We start from the raw sequence: 14,209 nt of genomic DNA on the forward strand, positions 1-14,209 counted from the left end.
TCGTCTCACGGAACGGACCACTTCGGCGGCCGGATTGCCATCGTACTGGCCGTAGAATACCGTAGCTCGGCGTTTCTACGCCTATTCGAAACGACGGCAATAATTCAAAATTATTGTTCTTATTAGTTACGTCCGGTATGGAATCTCCGCCGGCAACGAACCTCTCAACTGGCTTTGAAGCGCCCCGGACGGCCGATTTCCGTGTTTCATGTTCTCACTTCTCAGGGATGATGTCGGTAGTGGTCGATTTTTACGCGTGCGCCGGATACCGTCTGCCACGGACTTTCCACGCCATGCGCCTCGAAGACAGAATCACCAGGCGACGCCGCCGCGGCGGGACGAGACGTCGGCTCGTCCGGGACCTGAACGCGCTCGACCCGACGGCCCACCCCGAGGAGCCGACCGGCCGCGGGCCGACGCTCGAACGCATCCTCGACCACCTCGACCCGGTGTTCGACGGCGACCTGCCGTCCGACGCCCACGTCCACGGGCCGAAGGGAGCCGGGAAGTCGGCGGTCGTCGCGACGCTCTTCGAGCACCTCTCCAGCGCGCTCCCCTCCCAGCGGTCGGTCATCCACACCGCCACGCGCACCGCCGCCACGCCGACGACCTCCTTCGCCTACGTCGACTCCCGCGACGCCTCGACCGAGTTCGCGCTCCTCCACGCGGCGCTCGACGCGCTCTGCGAGGAGCCGGTGCCGTCGCAGGGCGTCGGCGTCGAGGCGCTCCGCGAGCGACTCACAGACCGTGTCGCCCACGACGAACACGCGGTCGTCGCCGTCGACCACGTCGGCGAGCCTGAGACCTACCCCGCGGCGACGGCGGTGGAGACGCTCTCGTCGGTATCGCCACACGTCTCGGTGCTCACGGTCGGCCGCGACCCTCGAAGCGACGCGAGCGAGCGCGACGACGGGGACGGGGCGACCGACGCCACCGACGCGGCGTCCATCGCGGTGCCGGCCTACGAGCGCCACAGCCTCGTGGACATCCTCGTCGCGCGCGCCTCGGACGGCGTCACCCGCAACGCGCTCCCGCACGAGGCGACGCGCGAGGTGGCCGAGTGGGCCGACGGCGACGCCCACGACGCGCTCTCGGCGCTCTACGGGGCGGCGACGCTCGCCGCCGCCGACGGCGCGGACGCCCTCGACACCGAGTACGTCTGCGCCGGCATCGACGCCGTCCCCGACGACGGCTGTTCGCTCGGCCGCGTGTTCGCGCTCCCCGAGAGCCGCCGGCGCGTCCTCCGGGCGTTCGTCGCGCTCGACGACGAGGCGACGGCCTCCGTCTCGGCGGCGACCGAGAACATCGCCGCGTCCCCGCGGGTGTCGCTGTCGCCCGCGACCATCCGGCGCGTCCTCTACGAGCTTTCGGACCTCGGCATCGTCCGCCGCGTCTCGGACTGCGACTCCACCGACGGGCCGGGTCGGCCGGCGACGCGGCCCATCCCGAACTTCTCGACGCTGGCGTTCCGCGGACTGGACGACGCCGAACGCTGAGCCGCGGGGGGCGACCTGCGAGAACGAGACCTGCGTGACCCGCGAGAGCGACGACCCGCCCGGGCCGTCCTGCGGCGCGCTTCTCCCCGACCGCTGAATCTTTTTCCCCCGTCTCCCAACTCCGGGTATGGTTCCGCCGCTCGTACTCGACATCGACGGGACGCTCACCGACGCGCAGGGCCGCCTCGACTCGCGCGCGTTCGAGGTGCTCCCGACGTGGGACGCGCCCGTCATCCTCGCCACCGGCAAGGCGTTTCCCTACCCGGTCTCGCTGTGTCACTACCTCGGCCTCCCGCAGACCGTCATCGCGGAGAACGGCGGGGTCGTCCTCGCCGACGGCGAGGTGACGTTCACCGGCGACCGCGAGGCCGCGCAGGCCGCCGCCGACGAGTTCGTCGCGCGCGGCGGCGACCTCGGATGGGACGCCGCAGACACCGCGAACCGCTGGCGCGAGACCGAGATAATCGCCCGTCTCGACGCCGACGAGGCGCTCCTCCGGGAGGTCGCCGACGAGTTCGACCTCGAAGTCATCGACACCGGCTACGCGTACCACATCAAGACCCCGGGCGTGGAGAAGGGCGTCGGCCTCGAACGCGTCTGCGAGACGATGGGCTACGACCCGGCGGAGTTCGTCGCCGTCGGCGACAGCGTCAACGACGCCTCGACGTTCCGCGTCGCCGGTCGGTCGTTCGCCGTCGCCAACGCGGACGACGTGGCCAAGGAAGCCGCCGACACGGTGCTCGAACAGTCGTACATGGACGGCACGCTCTCGGTGCTCGAATCGCTCCGGGAAGAAGACGCGGCGTAGCGCGTAGCCGCCGACCGCGCGCAGTTCGTCGGCGTCTCAGGCCGGCTCTTCGAAGGGAGCGAAGCGGCCGTTGATGTCCCACTCGTGGATGCAGTAGGGGCTTCCGACCCGTTTTTCGCCGTCCTCTTCGGCGACGACCCACGTCGCGGCGTCGTCGTCCCAGCGTTCCACCCGACCGCAGCGCTCGCAGACGCGTCGCGTCGGTCGTCGAAGTTGGGGTTCCATACGTGTGAGACTGACTGCCGGGCAAAAAAGCCCATCGCCGTCGGCAGTTTCGCGGTCGCACGGCCGACCGTCCCGACTGTCCGACTCCTCGCCGCCGGAGCGAACTAACCGGGGCGGTTGTGTGCGAGTCGAACACGCGTCTTCCGGAACCGATGGGACTTACGGGTCGGGACGCGGAGTGGTTCGCATGGGCTTTCACACCTTCGACGCCGACAGGGCGGCGAAACTCGACGACCCCGCGCGGTTCCGATTCGTCTCCCGAGAGGAACTGCTCTCGCACCTCGGCGTCGCTCCCGACCGGGTCGTCGCCGACCTCGGCAGCGGTACCGGCTTTTTCACCGACGAGGTCGCTCCCCACGTCGGCACGCTCTACGCCGTGGACGTACAGGAGGTCATGCACGACTACTACCGCGAGAAGGGCGCGCCCGACAACGTCGAGTTCGTCACGGCCGACGTGGCGTCCCTCCCGTTCGACGACGACCACCTCGACGCCGCGTTCTCGACGATGACCTACCACGAGTTCGCCACCGACGACGCGCTCGCCGAACTCGCCCGCGTCGTCCGCCCCGGCGGCACCGTGGTCGTGGTCGATTGGTCCACATCCGGTTCGGGCGAGGACGGGCCGCCGCTCGACGAGCGCTTCGGTCTCGGCGACGCCATCGACGCGCTCGAATCGGTCGGCTTCACCGTCGCTCACGGAGAAACGAGACGCGAGACCTTCGTCTGCGTCGCCCGGCGCTGACGCGACCGACAGGGCGGAAGCGAAAATCCCTCACAGGAATTGGAATGTGTGAGTCTGTGTGGTTGATGTAGTTTCCACTCACACACCAATTCGGTGTTGAATATTAACATGCTAGAGTAATTTGGTGAATATCAGGACAACGCTTACCACGAAAACTGTGGTAATTGGTGTCATGGCATTGCATAACTCAGTCATCGACGACTATCACCCGACAGAGGGGTACTACGAGTGTCGTTCCTGTCGCACGCGAACGGTCAGTGCGTCTCACCTGTCGGAATGCCCCGACTGCGGCGGGTCGGTTCGTAACATCGCCGTCGCCCGCGAGTGAGATTCGCCGCCGCCCGCGCGAGTCCGTGAGCGCATCGAGTCCGAACAGACAGCCGACTTCCTTCTCACCGGGTCGCCGTGGCCGCCCGCCACGACGGCCCGCTCAGGATTCGATGATGCCCGTGTACCGGTCGACAAGTAGGACGACCGCCGCGCCGACGACCGCGGCCACGGCGAACGCGGCGTAGAGCTCGGTCGACCACGACCGACCCGCGTCGACGAGCGCGTTGGTGCTCTCGACGACGGGAGCGCGGAGCGCCCCGACGATGAGACTCACGAGGAACGCCAGCGTCGCCCGGCGGTGGTGTTCGAGCGCCCAGCGGACGACGTGCGCGATGCTGAACAGGCCGACGACCGCCCCGAGCATGAACGTGATGACGACCGTTCCCGGTTCGACGATGACCGACAGCGACGCGCCGCCGGCGATGTCGATGAGGCGGTCGATGAACGTGTTGAGCGCCGCGTTCATGTACTCGTACTGGCCGAGAATCAACAGGAGAAGCGACCCCGAGACGCCGGGGAGAATCATGGCGCTGACGGCGATGCCGCCGGCGACCGCAATCGCCGGGAGCGAGTGCCCGAACGCGCCGCCGCTCCCGCCGGAGGCGACGAAGGCGAGGACGAACCCGGCGACGGCGGCCGCGATTTGTCGCGGGCCGTCGAGCGAGACCTGCGCGTACAGGACGACCGCCGACGCGGCGATGAGCCCGAAGAAGAAGCCGTAGGTGGGGACCGGTGCGTCGTTGAGCGCGATGTGTAGCACGCGCATCACGGTCACGATGGCGGTGGCGATACCCGCGCCGAGCGCGAGCAGGAAGCCGACATCGACCTCGCGCATCGCCGCGATTGCGTCGGCCCGGCGTCCCGGGACGACGACGCCGAGAGCGCGCTTGATGCGGCCGGGCGTGATGGCCGTCACCGCGCTGATGAGCCGTTCGTAGATGCCCGTGATGAGCGCGATGGTGCCGCCCGAGACGCCCGGAACGGCGTCGGCGGCACCCATACAGACGCCCTTCAGGTAGATGAGAAGCCACGAGAAACGGGATGTCGCCCCGTCTGAGTTCCTCGACATTTCGTTGTCGGATGCTCTCTCGGGAAGGATATCAGTCCACCGCTCTGTCGGTCGGCGGCGAGAAGAGAAACGCGTCGAAACGGCGGTCTGAAACCGGGCGACTGCCCGGCCCGGCTCGAAACCTTACGCGGCGACCGAAACCGCGCTGGCGTCGACTGACGCCGAGGTCGATGCCGACTCGTTCGTCTGCGAGTCGTCTGAATCGGAGTTCTCAGTCAGGTTGAACTCCTGTTCGTTCCGTTCGAGAGTGACCTGCACGGTTCCGTCTTCGGCACCGTTGACGAGGCCTTCCTCGACGGCGACGTTCTGCGCCTGGTAGCTGACGATGGTGTTGTTCCCGGCGAAGGTCGTCGGCCCGGTGAACGTGTAGTCGCCCGTCGCGCGGACGTCGACGTTCGTGTAGCCGTTGTCCGGACCGTACTCGTCGTAGCCGGTCGTGGAGTACGGGAGCGTCATCGTGAACTCACCGTCGGCGTCGGTCTGCGCCTGTTGCGTGTAGGTGAAGTTCGTGCCCGTGGTCTGGTCGCGCATCTGGACGCGGGCGGTCACCGTCGTGTTGGCCGGGGCACCGCTGCCTTCGACCGTCGCGCCGGGGACGCGCTCGAACGTCTTGACCCACGAGGGGTTGTTGGGAACGAGCGCCTGCGCTTGGATGCCGTAGGTGTTGCCCGCCCGGATGAACGAGTTCTGGTAGGACCCCGAACGGAGCGCCGAGTTGTTTGAGGACTTCACGAGGCGGTAGTGTTCGAGGGCGGCGACGCGTTCCTCGGGGAACGTGCCGATGCCGCCGATCTGCGAGGTCGGGTCGTTCGCGACGTACTCCTCGGCGGCGGTCATGTTGTCGAACACTCTGACCGCCTGCCCGTCGGACGGCGTCACCTTGAACGTGGTTTCGCCGTCGGCGGACGTTCGTTCTTCCCAGTCGACGACGATGGGCGACGCCTCACGGGCGCTGCCGTGGTACGCGTAGAGCCGGACCATCAGGCTCTCGTAGTACCGCTGGTCTTTGAGGCTCGACACGGCGGCGACTCTCGTCTGTCCCTCCTGCTCTTGCAGGCGGTACATCGTACTGTAGAAGTCGGACGTGGAGACGTTCGACTCGTCGTAGAAGACGGTCGGCGCACCGAACTTCGAGTCGGTCGAGGCCATCTGCCAGTCGACCATGACGTAGCGGGTCTCGTTACCCTCCTCGCTCATGTCGGCGAGGACGTCGGAGGCCTGCTCCTCGTTCGGCGCGAGGAGGAAGTTCGCGGCCTCGGTCGCGCCCTGCTGGAACGGGTTAGCGTTCGGGATGCGCTCGCCGAGGACCGTTATCCAGTGCCCGTAGTCCCACCACGACATGACGCCGTACGTTCCCTCGGCGTAGTCGAAGTCGTCGGTCCGTTCGTAAGTTCCGTAGTAGTCCATCTCGTTGGATGCGCCGCCGAACTGCCCCTCTTCGGGCGTGCTGTTCTGCATCCACTCGAAGCTGTCCTGCCACTGCGTCACCGTGCCCGGTCCGGTCTGGGACGACTGGAGGGCGTTGCTGCTGGTGCCGGCGTTGCCGAGCTGAATCGGCACGACGAGCACCGGGGTGAGGACGAGAAGCAGGGCGACGGCGACGACGGCGACCGTCCCGTACGACACGTCGTCGAGGCGGTCGGTGCCGGCGAGGTCGATGATACCGAGCGAGAGAATCTCGCGGAGGAGGTACGCGTTCATCACCGCGACCACGACCGCGAGGTAGTAGTTGAAGCGGACCTGCGTGAAGGCGGCCGAGGTGATGATGGCCGCCCAGACGAGGACGAACAGGTGTTCGCTCTCGTAGTCGGCCTGCAGCACCGCGCCGACGATGAGGGCGCTCGCGATGGCGAGGCTGACGAGCGAGGATTCGAGGCCGAGGAGCCCGCCGATGCCGGCCGGGATGGCCGGAATCAGGAAGATAACGCCGAAGGCGGCGAGGCTGCCGGCGACGTAGCCGATCTTCCGAGTGTCGCCGTCGCGGACGAGCGGCTTGCCGACGAGCCAGATGGCACCGACGAGGCCGGTGAAGAACGTGAAACCGTACTCGGACATGATGCGCTCGGTCGCGGTCATGCCGCTGTTCTGCAGGACGCTCGCGGCGATGAAGGGCTGTGCCTCGCCGATGGTGCGCGTCGCCGCACCGGCGCTGAAGCCGACGGTGCGGAGGAAGTTGACGCTCACCTGGCGGAAGGCGTCGGGGAGGACGACGGCCGTGCCGATGACGGCGACGAGGCCGAGGGCGGCGACCGCGACGGGGTAGCCGCGGTCGTCGATGTCGTTAGACTCCCACCACCGGGCCAGCGCAGCGAGGAACACCGCGCCCGCGCCGATACCGAAGGCGAACACGGGGTGGAGGAGACTGAAGTTCGTCACGCTGAACGAGAAGTCGGTCAGCGGGACGAACATCAGGAGGCCGGTGACGAGCATCGAGACCGCACCGACAAACGCGACGTGTTCCGGGGACTGTCCGCCGACGTAGTCGGCGACCATCTGGAGGACCAGGTACAGGCCGAAGATACCGACCAGAAGGACGCCCGGCGGCCACGCCCACATGTAGAGCGCCATGCCCACGCCGGCGAGCGCGGACCAGATGAGGGTGGAGCGGAGGGCGTCGAAGTCACGGGCGGCGACGAGTTCCCAGACGGGCTTCTCGCGGTTCGCCACGGTGAGGGCGATCATGATGGCGACGACCGCGAAGCCCTGGAAGAACGGCTCGGCGATGTTGTGGTCGGCGAAGCCGACGAGGCCGCGCTGGAGGAACGTCCCGGGGAGCAAAGCGAGGATGACGACCCCGAAGATGCCGCCGAGGCGACCCCCGAGACGACGGCCGATGAGGAACGTCGGAATGGCCACGAGCGCCCCGAAGACGGCCGGCGCGACAAGCAGCGTCTTGGCCACGAGGTCGGCCGACGGACTGCCGAGGCCGACGACGAGGGCGGCCGTCGCGATAATCTGGTCGTAAACCGTCCCGAACTGGCCGACGCTCGTCCCGAACGGGAAGTAGGTCCACGGGTCGAACGGCATCGTCGACGGCCAGTTCTGGACGGAGTACGTCACCTCTCGGAGGTGATACCAGGCGTCGTTTCCGGAGAAGAGGACATCACCGTCCCTGATAAAGTTACTATACGACCGAAGACGGACGGCCAACATGGCGACCAGTATCACGAGGAGGGCGGGGACGTGATACCAGTCTTTGGCGAGGTCGAGGACCGACTTCGAGTCGGGGCCCTCGATGCGCTCTGTGTCTGCGCTCATCGCTTCGATGGACTGGGAAAACCCGCATAAGCCTTATGACTCGGTTTCATCGGCGAGACGGGCTCGCTCCCGTCGAGACCCGATTCAGCGTGGTTTTGCGGCCGTCAGGTCGCAGTTTCGCGGCCGATCGAGCGCCGACCCGCGCGAACGACACTCTTTATATGGGACCTTCTGATAGCACTCAGTATGGCCGACGGGGATACGGAAGACAGGAGCCACGAGGGCGCGTCGTACCGCGACGACACGGCGCGGGCGCTCGACGTGACCGCCACGCTCTCCGACGCGTCGCTCGTCGTCGCGAGCAACCGAGAGCGATGTTACTCCAGTGAGACCGCCCCGGAGTGGCTCGACGTCGTCGTCCGCACCGACAAGGGCCGCAACTACGCGCGAAACAGAGCCATCGAGGAGGCCGAAAACGAGTGGATAATCGTCGCCGACGACGACATCACCTTCCCCACTCGGCTCGCGGCACACCTCGTCGACTCGATGCACGAGTTCCAGGTCGTCGGGCTGGAGGACTTCTGGCCCATGCGGTGGACGCTCACGCGATTCATGATATTTCACCGAAGCCTGTGGGAGCGCGTCGGTGGCTTCGACGAGCACCGCGAACACGGCGGCGACACAGACTTCGCGATTCGCGCCGAGAAGGCCGGCGCGGAGGTTCACCGCCTGCCCCGTCGCATCGTCCCGCACCACGACACCGAGTCCGACTTCGACGTGGGGACCCACCTCGAATGGCTGTTCTACCTGTTCAAGCGCCACCCGAAGCAGGTCGCGGTCCCCGCGCTCAAACTGGCGCTCGCGAAGGTGAACGTCATCTCCCCGTCGAAAATCGAGTACGACGCGTCGTGGGCCGGTGACGTTTTCTCGCTCAGCGACACCGACGACGCACCGCTCGACCACTGAGTTTCAGACCTCCGAATCATGAATATCCTACTCCTCATCATGGACAGCGTCCGTGCGAGCAACACTAGCCTGCACGGCCACGAACACCGGACGACCCCGTTCTTGGAATCGCTCGCCGACGAGGCCACGGTCTACGAGACCGGTATCAGCCCCGGCTCGTGGAGCCTGCCGAGCCACACCAGCATCTTCACCGGCTACCACGTCGCCGAACACGGCGTCACCGGCGCGAAAAACAAGCTCGAACCCGGACACACCATTTTCGAGCGGCTCGCCGACGAGGGCTACTCGACCGGCATCTTCTCCGAGAACACGTGGGTCACCGAGATGGACGTGGGACTGAAAGAGACCTTCCAGACCGTCGAGGGCGCGCGGAACATCCCGTACGTCGAGGGTCTCGACCCGAGCAACTTCGTGCTCACCGAGGGACAGGGCAACTACGCCGGCTACCTCAAGCGGTGTCTGTCCCACGACCACCCGGCGAAGTCGCTCGCAAATGGGGTCGTCACGAAGCTCGCGTGGGACTACCCGCAGTACCTCCCCGACTCGCTGAAGGCGACTACGCCCGCGGACGTGTACGTCGACCTCTTTCTGGACTGGGAGGAGACGCGGAACGACTCGTGGGCCGCCTGCATCAACCTCATGGACGGTCACATGCCGTACGAACCCCGCCCGGAACACGACAACTGGGGCGGGAAACGCCTCCAGAAGCTCCAACAGGACGTCGACGACCAGGTGTGGGAGTACCTCGGTGGCCACCGACCCTGGTGGGAGAAACGCGCCATGGAGGGGCTGTACGACGGAACCATCCGACAGATGGACGCCCAAATCAAACGCCTCGTCTCGACGCTCAAAGAGCGCGGCGAGTACGAGGACACGCTCATCGTCGTCACCGGCGATCACGGCGAGGGCTTCGGCGAGAAGAGTCAGGTCAAGCCCGATGTGCGACTCGCCGGCCACGGCAAGGACGTACACGAGGCGGTCCTCCACGTCCCGCTCGTCGTCAAGTTCCCCGGGCAGGCGGACTCCGAGACGGTCTCCGCGGCGGCCTCGCTCACCGAGTTCCCGCGCGTGGTCGACGCCGTACTCGACGGTGAGTGGGACCGCGACGCGTTCGTCCCCGACGACGGGGCGGTCGTCGCCTCGACCCACGGCCTCGACGAACCCTCACAGGCGCTCGCCGAGGAGTTCTGTGGGTCCGTCATGCCCTACGGAGGCGTCTCACGGACCGTTTACGAGACGACCGACGAGGGCGTGGTGCAGTATCAGGCCTGGGAGGACGCCGCCAGCACGGTTCGCATCTTCGACGCGAAGACCGCGTGGAAGGCCGCCGATACCGACGACGGCGTCGTCTCGGAGACGTTCGGCGCGTTCGACGACCTCGGCGTCCGCGAGGAGAGCGAGGGCATCGATGCCGCCGAGGGTGCAACGAAAGAGCGCCTGAAGGACTTAGGGTACCTGTAGCGGGGCGTCTACGGTTGCGGGGCCGGTGTGACGGCGGGTCGTCGTCGTGGCCCGCCCCGTTCCGAAGCCATAGAAAGTTTTTCTTTGGTCGGTTGGGTCCGGTCCTCTATGTCGAACGCATTCGACCGGATCAAATACGGCCTCTCGCAGATCGCCGAGAACGGCCGGAGTTTGAACTGGTGGCGGGGGACGCTGATGCGGCGGGGAAACGGGGCGATTCAGACGAAACTGTATCCGGGCAGGCGCGGAATCGACGTGGTCGACGCGGATTGGGACACGCTCGTCGTCCTTGACGCGTGCCGGGCCGACCTCTTCGAGGAGTTCGTCGACCTCGACCAGTTCGACGACTACCGCGCGGAGACCAGTCGAGCGAGTGCGACTCCCGAGTGGCTCCCGGTCTCGTTCCCCGACGAGTACGGCGACATCGTCTACGTCTCGGGCAACCCGCAGGTCTCGAAGAAGGTGCCGGACAAGTGGCACAAGCTCTTCGAAGTGTGGCAGGACGCCTACGACGACGACGTGGAGGCGATTCTCCCCGGACCCATCATCGACGCCGCGATTCGAGCGCGCGAAGAGTACCCGGACAAGCGGCTCATCGTTCACCTGATGCAACCGCACGTCCCGTTCGTCGGCCGCCCGGACCTCCACTTCTGTACCTACCAGTTGTTCGAGGACCTGGACATGGACGGCGACGACCGCGCCGGAAACGTCTTCGAGGCCGCGGCCAAGGGCATCGTCGACGAAGAAGAGATGTGGCAGGCGTACGGCGAGAACCTGACCTACGCGATGGACGAGGTCCAACGGCTCATCGACGCGTTCGACGAGCGCATTGTCCTCACGTCCGACCACGGCAACGTGGTCGAAGCGAAGTCGTGGCCGCTGCCGTTCACCTACCACCAACACCTGCCGTACCACCGCCACCCCGGCCTCGTGACGGTCCCGTGGGCGGTCCTCGACGGCGAGCGGCCGACTATCACCGACGACGGCGTCGAGTCCAGCAGCCGCGCCACCTCCGCGGAGGTCACGGAGCGACTGGAGAATCTCGGCTACAAGTAGTCAGCCGGGGTTCCGATTCGAATTCGTTCGGCAGTCTCACCCGAGCACGTCGGAGACGCTCTCGATGCTCGTGAGGTCCGTCTCGAAGAACTGTCTGTTCTCTGCTACCTTCTCCTCCGACCAGTTCCACCACGCCGTGTCGAGCAGTTCCTCTCGGATGTGTTCGTCGAACCGCCACTTCTTTCGTTCGGCGGGGACGCCCGCGACAACCGCGTAGGGCTCTACGTCGCTCGTCACGACGGCCCCCGCGCCGACGATTGCGCCGTGGCCGATAGAGACTCCCGAGAGGACGGTCGCGTTCGAACCGATCCACACGTCACTTCCGACGTCGATGTCTCCTTTCGAGGTCCACGCCAACTCGTCGCCGGTGACCTGTCGGTACAGTTTCAATTGCAGCGTCGGATTCGCGGTCGTGTGGTTCTGCGACCGGAACTCCGCGCCGGGGGCAACGGCACAGTACCGTCCGATATCGACGGTCCCTCTGAGTGTGTTCCGACCGTTGAGATTCGTCCCCCGTCCGAGACCTACCGTCCCGTTGAGTACGCAGTCGGGACCGACGTGCACGTCGTCACCGAGTGAAATATCTCCTCGCATCGAACAGCCGGATTCGATGCCGACGTTCCGCCCCCGTGAGAAGTTCGTCTCCGCGGGCGACTTGTCGATGAGCGTCGTGGCGATCTCGGGGTAACCAAGCCGCGAAACCACGGATTCGACAGTCGTCTTTACGCTCCGCATTGTACGGAGTCTCCGCGTGGTACTATATTACCCTTGCCCTCTAGTTATCAATATTGATAGAAAAGGGCGATGAGCACGCGACTGCGATGACGACCGGACAGTTGATTTTTAACCTCGTGTGGGGCACTCTGAGTATGTCCAGTTCCCCTCGCTACTCCATCGCGGTCTGTAACTACAACATGGCCGAGACCATCGAGGAGTCGCTTCGGAGCATGGTTGAGCAGGTCGACGAGGAACTGTACGAGGTCGTCGTCGTCGACGGCGGTTCGACCGACGGTAGCCGCGATATCCTCCGCGAGCTGGAGGCCGAATTCGACAACTTGCGGGCGGTTCTTGACCGGTCGGACGAGTGCGACTGGCTCGGCGGGGACCGAAACATCTCCTTCGAGGAGTCCCGCGGCGAGTACGTCCTCGAATCGCTCGACACGGACGACTACTACCACGAGGGGGTCATCGAGGACTTCGTCGAGATATTCCACGCGCTGGAGGCGCAGGTCGACCGTCCCTTCTTCCTCAGCGGGCGCGGGATGAACATCGCCCCCCGCGGACTCCTGCTCGACGTGCCGTACTACGACGTGGGCGGCGCAGAGGACCGCGACCACTGGCGACGGCTGTACGCCCGCGACGCGCTCATCTGGCTGGACCACGGTCACGTCTCGGACTCGCTGGGCTACGACTTCGACCTGCGCGGCGAAATCAGCCGCGACATCCACGGGAAGATAACCGACTTCCAGTCGGGCGTCTCCTTCTGGAGCGCGATTCGGTGGACGCTCCACCACGAACACCACTACATCTTCGAGCGACCGCGGAGCCTCCCCCGCGAGGTCCTAAAGCGCCTCTACGACCTCGCGACGTTCCCGTACGCCTACCTGAAATCGCTCCCGCTCGAACGACACGAGGCCCCGGCGGAGTTCCGGCGGAAGGGCGCGCTCGAAGCGCGCATCGCAGCGACGCGGATGACGCTCCCCGAGATGGAAGCCCACTACGGCTTCGAGGTCGACTGCGACGAGTTCAGCGAGGCGGGCAGGAAGGCGTTCTGCGAGTACGCCGACACGTGACCGACGCTGGAACGTCTCGCGCCGACCGGTGGGATACTCGGTGCCTGATTATCAAACTGTATTTCTGTGGAGAAACGTTCAAAACCCCCTGAAGGGAGTGTCTCCTATGGGGCTTGGCGATTGGGCATCTAACGCACGGTGGTACTATCAGAATCTGAACCTCGGGACCGCGGCGAAAGTCAGCGCCGCGGAGCTACTGGGAGGCGCGGTTCGGCGGGCGTATTCGCACGCTCCACGACTTGGGAGACCGATATACGAGCGGGACTGGGACGCGCTGATTATTTTGGACACGTGCCGTCCCGACGCCCTCGAAGCGGTCGCATCGGAGTACGACTTCCTCCCCAACGGTCGCGTCCCGACCGCCACCTCGCTCGGGTCGAACTCCCGCGAGTTCATGCGGTACAACTTCACCGAGGAGTATCGCGAGGAGATGGACCAGACGGCGTTCGTCACGTTCAACCCGAACTCTGACGCCATGCTCGACCCCAACGACTGGTTGTTGTTGGACGAGGTGTGGCGGGACGCCTGGGAGGCCGACATCGGGAGCGTCCGGCCGCGGACGGTGACGAACCGCTCGATAGCGGCTCACCGCGAACTCGATCCAGAGCGAACGATTATCCAGTACCAACAGCCGCACACGCCGTACCCGCACTTCGAGAAGCACGACTGCGGGGCGCTCGCCATCGAGGACGACGCGAACGACCGGTCCGGGATATTCGGCGCGATTCTCGACGGAAAGATAACTCGCGAGGAGGCGTGGGAGGGCTACCTAGACAACCTACGCTGGGCGCTCGACGACCTCGAACTCCTCCTCTCGAACCTTGATGCGGAGCGGGTGATACTCACGTCGGACCACGGCGAGTGTTTCGGCGAGTGGGGACTGTACGGCCACCACAGATCGACTCCAGTCCCGGAACTCATTCGCGTTCCGTGGGTCGTCACCGAGGCGACTGACGAGGGAACTCACGAGCCGCCCGCCGCATCCACCGACCCCGACGATGTCGGTCTCGACAGCAAGCTCTCTTCGCTCGGCTACCTGTAGCGTCCCGTCGTAGCGGGACGACA

The 14,209-nt window shown here is 65.9% G+C and carries 13 protein-coding genes; 9 read left to right on the plus strand and 4 right to left on the minus strand.

The features are described 5' to 3' along the window. Window positions 1-293: 293 nt before the first annotated feature. Both DEQ92_RS00990 and DEQ92_RS00995 read left to right on the plus strand, forming a co-directional pair. Window positions 294-1,496 carry a Cdc6/Cdc18 family protein gene (locus tag DEQ92_RS00990; protein WP_004976933.1) on the plus strand — a complete coding sequence of 401 codons (1,203 nt, stop codon included), beginning with the start codon at window positions 294-296 and terminating at the stop codon, window positions 1,494-1,496. Between the two features lie 127 nt (window positions 1,497-1,623). Beyond that, window positions 1,624-2,304 (plus strand): phosphoglycolate phosphatase, encoded by a 681-nt coding sequence (locus tag DEQ92_RS00995; protein WP_004976934.1) that lies wholly within the window; start codon window positions 1,624-1,626, stop codon window positions 2,302-2,304. Between the two features lie 36 nt (window positions 2,305-2,340). Here the strand turns inward: DEQ92_RS00995 and DEQ92_RS01000 are convergent, their stop codons facing one another. After that, on the minus strand, window positions 2,341-2,529 hold the full coding sequence (locus DEQ92_RS01000) for an HEWD family protein (protein ID WP_049905201.1): 189 nt from the start codon (window positions 2,527-2,529) through the stop codon (window positions 2,341-2,343). Between the two features lie 187 nt (window positions 2,530-2,716). Here DEQ92_RS01000 and DEQ92_RS01005 point away from each other — a divergent pair, with 187 nt between their 5' ends. Both DEQ92_RS01005 and DEQ92_RS01010 read left to right on the plus strand, forming a co-directional pair. Then, window positions 2,717-3,271, plus strand: coding sequence for a class I SAM-dependent methyltransferase (locus tag DEQ92_RS01005; RefSeq protein WP_115804854.1), 555 nt, complete (start codon window positions 2,717-2,719; stop codon window positions 3,269-3,271). A 172-nt stretch (window positions 3,272-3,443) separates the two neighbouring features. Continuing rightward, window positions 3,444-3,599, plus strand: a complete 156-nt coding sequence (locus tag DEQ92_RS01010) for a rubrerythrin-like domain-containing protein (protein WP_115804853.1) — start codon at window positions 3,444-3,446, stop codon at window positions 3,597-3,599. Window positions 3,600-3,701: 102 nt separating this feature from the next. Here the strand turns inward: DEQ92_RS01010 and DEQ92_RS01015 are convergent, their stop codons facing one another. Further along, the gene (locus tag DEQ92_RS01015) at window positions 3,702-4,670 is read right to left on the minus strand and encodes a DUF368 domain-containing protein (RefSeq protein WP_004976937.1); all 969 of its coding nucleotides are present in this window, start codon (window positions 4,668-4,670) and stop codon (window positions 3,702-3,704) included. Window positions 4,671-4,793: 123 nt separating this feature from the next. Continuing rightward, on the minus strand, window positions 4,794-7,928 hold the full coding sequence (locus DEQ92_RS01020; protein WP_115804852.1) for an oligosaccharyl transferase, archaeosortase A system-associated: 3,135 nt from the start codon (window positions 7,926-7,928) through the stop codon (window positions 4,794-4,796). A gap of 186 nt (window positions 7,929-8,114) precedes the next feature. Between DEQ92_RS01020 and DEQ92_RS01025 the strand changes: the two genes are divergently transcribed. The 3 genes from DEQ92_RS01025 to DEQ92_RS01035 all read left to right on the plus strand — a co-directional run bounded on the left by DEQ92_RS01025 (window position 8,115) and on the right by DEQ92_RS01035 (window position 11,351). Then, window positions 8,115-8,834 (plus strand): glycosyltransferase family 2 protein, encoded by a 720-nt coding sequence (locus tag DEQ92_RS01025; RefSeq protein WP_004976940.1) that lies wholly within the window; start codon window positions 8,115-8,117, stop codon window positions 8,832-8,834. An 18-nt stretch (window positions 8,835-8,852) separates the two neighbouring features. Continuing rightward, window positions 8,853-10,295 carry a sulfatase gene (locus DEQ92_RS01030; RefSeq protein ID WP_115804851.1) on the plus strand — a complete coding sequence of 481 codons (1,443 nt, stop codon included), beginning with the start codon at window positions 8,853-8,855 and terminating at the stop codon, window positions 10,293-10,295. A gap of 108 nt (window positions 10,296-10,403) precedes the next feature. Continuing rightward, window positions 10,404-11,351: a hypothetical protein gene (locus DEQ92_RS01035; protein ID WP_008093414.1), complete on the plus strand. Its 948-nt coding sequence runs from the start codon at window positions 10,404-10,406 to the stop codon at window positions 11,349-11,351. A gap of 36 nt (window positions 11,352-11,387) precedes the next feature. Here the strand turns inward: DEQ92_RS01035 and DEQ92_RS01040 are convergent, their stop codons facing one another. After that, window positions 11,388-12,086, minus strand: coding sequence for a CatB-related O-acetyltransferase (locus DEQ92_RS01040; RefSeq protein WP_049905203.1), 699 nt, complete (start codon window positions 12,084-12,086; stop codon window positions 11,388-11,390). A gap of 134 nt (window positions 12,087-12,220) precedes the next feature. Between DEQ92_RS01040 and DEQ92_RS01045 the strand changes: the two genes are divergently transcribed. Together DEQ92_RS01045 and DEQ92_RS01050 are read left to right on the plus strand one after the other, a co-directional pair. Then, the gene (locus tag DEQ92_RS01045) at window positions 12,221-13,144 is read left to right on the plus strand and encodes a glycosyltransferase family 2 protein (protein WP_081605239.1); all 924 of its coding nucleotides are present in this window, start codon (window positions 12,221-12,223) and stop codon (window positions 13,142-13,144) included. 283 nt (window positions 13,145-13,427) lie between these two features. Then, window positions 13,428-14,186, plus strand: a complete 759-nt coding sequence (locus tag DEQ92_RS01050; RefSeq protein WP_004976951.1) for a hypothetical protein — start codon at window positions 13,428-13,430, stop codon at window positions 14,184-14,186. The last annotated feature ends 23 nt before the right edge of the window (window positions 14,187-14,209 follow it).

Source organism: Haloferax sp. Atlit-6N (assembly GCF_003383195.1).
GTDB lineage: Archaea > Halobacteriota > Halobacteria > Halobacteriales > Haloferacaceae > Haloferax > Haloferax gibbonsii.

Coding starts and splice junctions, on each gene's coding strand:
- DEQ92_RS00990 (WP_004976933.1), top strand. CDS start 294: ATGCGCCTCGAAGACAGAATCACCAGGCGACGCCGCCGCGGCGGGACG.
- DEQ92_RS00995 (WP_004976934.1), top strand. CDS start 1,624: ATGGTTCCGCCGCTCGTACTCGACATCGACGGGACGCTCACCGACGCG.
- DEQ92_RS01000 (WP_049905201.1), bottom strand. CDS start 2,529: ATGGAACCCCAACTTCGACGACCGACGCGACGCGTCTGCGAGCGCTGC.
- DEQ92_RS01005 (WP_115804854.1), top strand. CDS start 2,717: ATGGGCTTTCACACCTTCGACGCCGACAGGGCGGCGAAACTCGACGAC.
- DEQ92_RS01010 (WP_115804853.1), top strand. CDS start 3,444: ATGGCATTGCATAACTCAGTCATCGACGACTATCACCCGACAGAGGGG.
- DEQ92_RS01015 (WP_004976937.1), bottom strand. CDS start 4,670: ATGTCGAGGAACTCAGACGGGGCGACATCCCGTTTCTCGTGGCTTCTC.
- DEQ92_RS01020 (WP_115804852.1), bottom strand. CDS start 7,928: ATGAGCGCAGACACAGAGCGCATCGAGGGCCCCGACTCGAAGTCGGTC.
- DEQ92_RS01025 (WP_004976940.1), top strand. CDS start 8,115: ATGGCCGACGGGGATACGGAAGACAGGAGCCACGAGGGCGCGTCGTAC.
- DEQ92_RS01030 (WP_115804851.1), top strand. CDS start 8,853: ATGAATATCCTACTCCTCATCATGGACAGCGTCCGTGCGAGCAACACT.
- DEQ92_RS01035 (WP_008093414.1), top strand. CDS start 10,404: ATGTCGAACGCATTCGACCGGATCAAATACGGCCTCTCGCAGATCGCC.
- DEQ92_RS01040 (WP_049905203.1), bottom strand. CDS start 12,086: ATGCGGAGCGTAAAGACGACTGTCGAATCCGTGGTTTCGCGGCTTGGT.
- DEQ92_RS01045 (WP_081605239.1), top strand. CDS start 12,221: ATGTCCAGTTCCCCTCGCTACTCCATCGCGGTCTGTAACTACAACATG.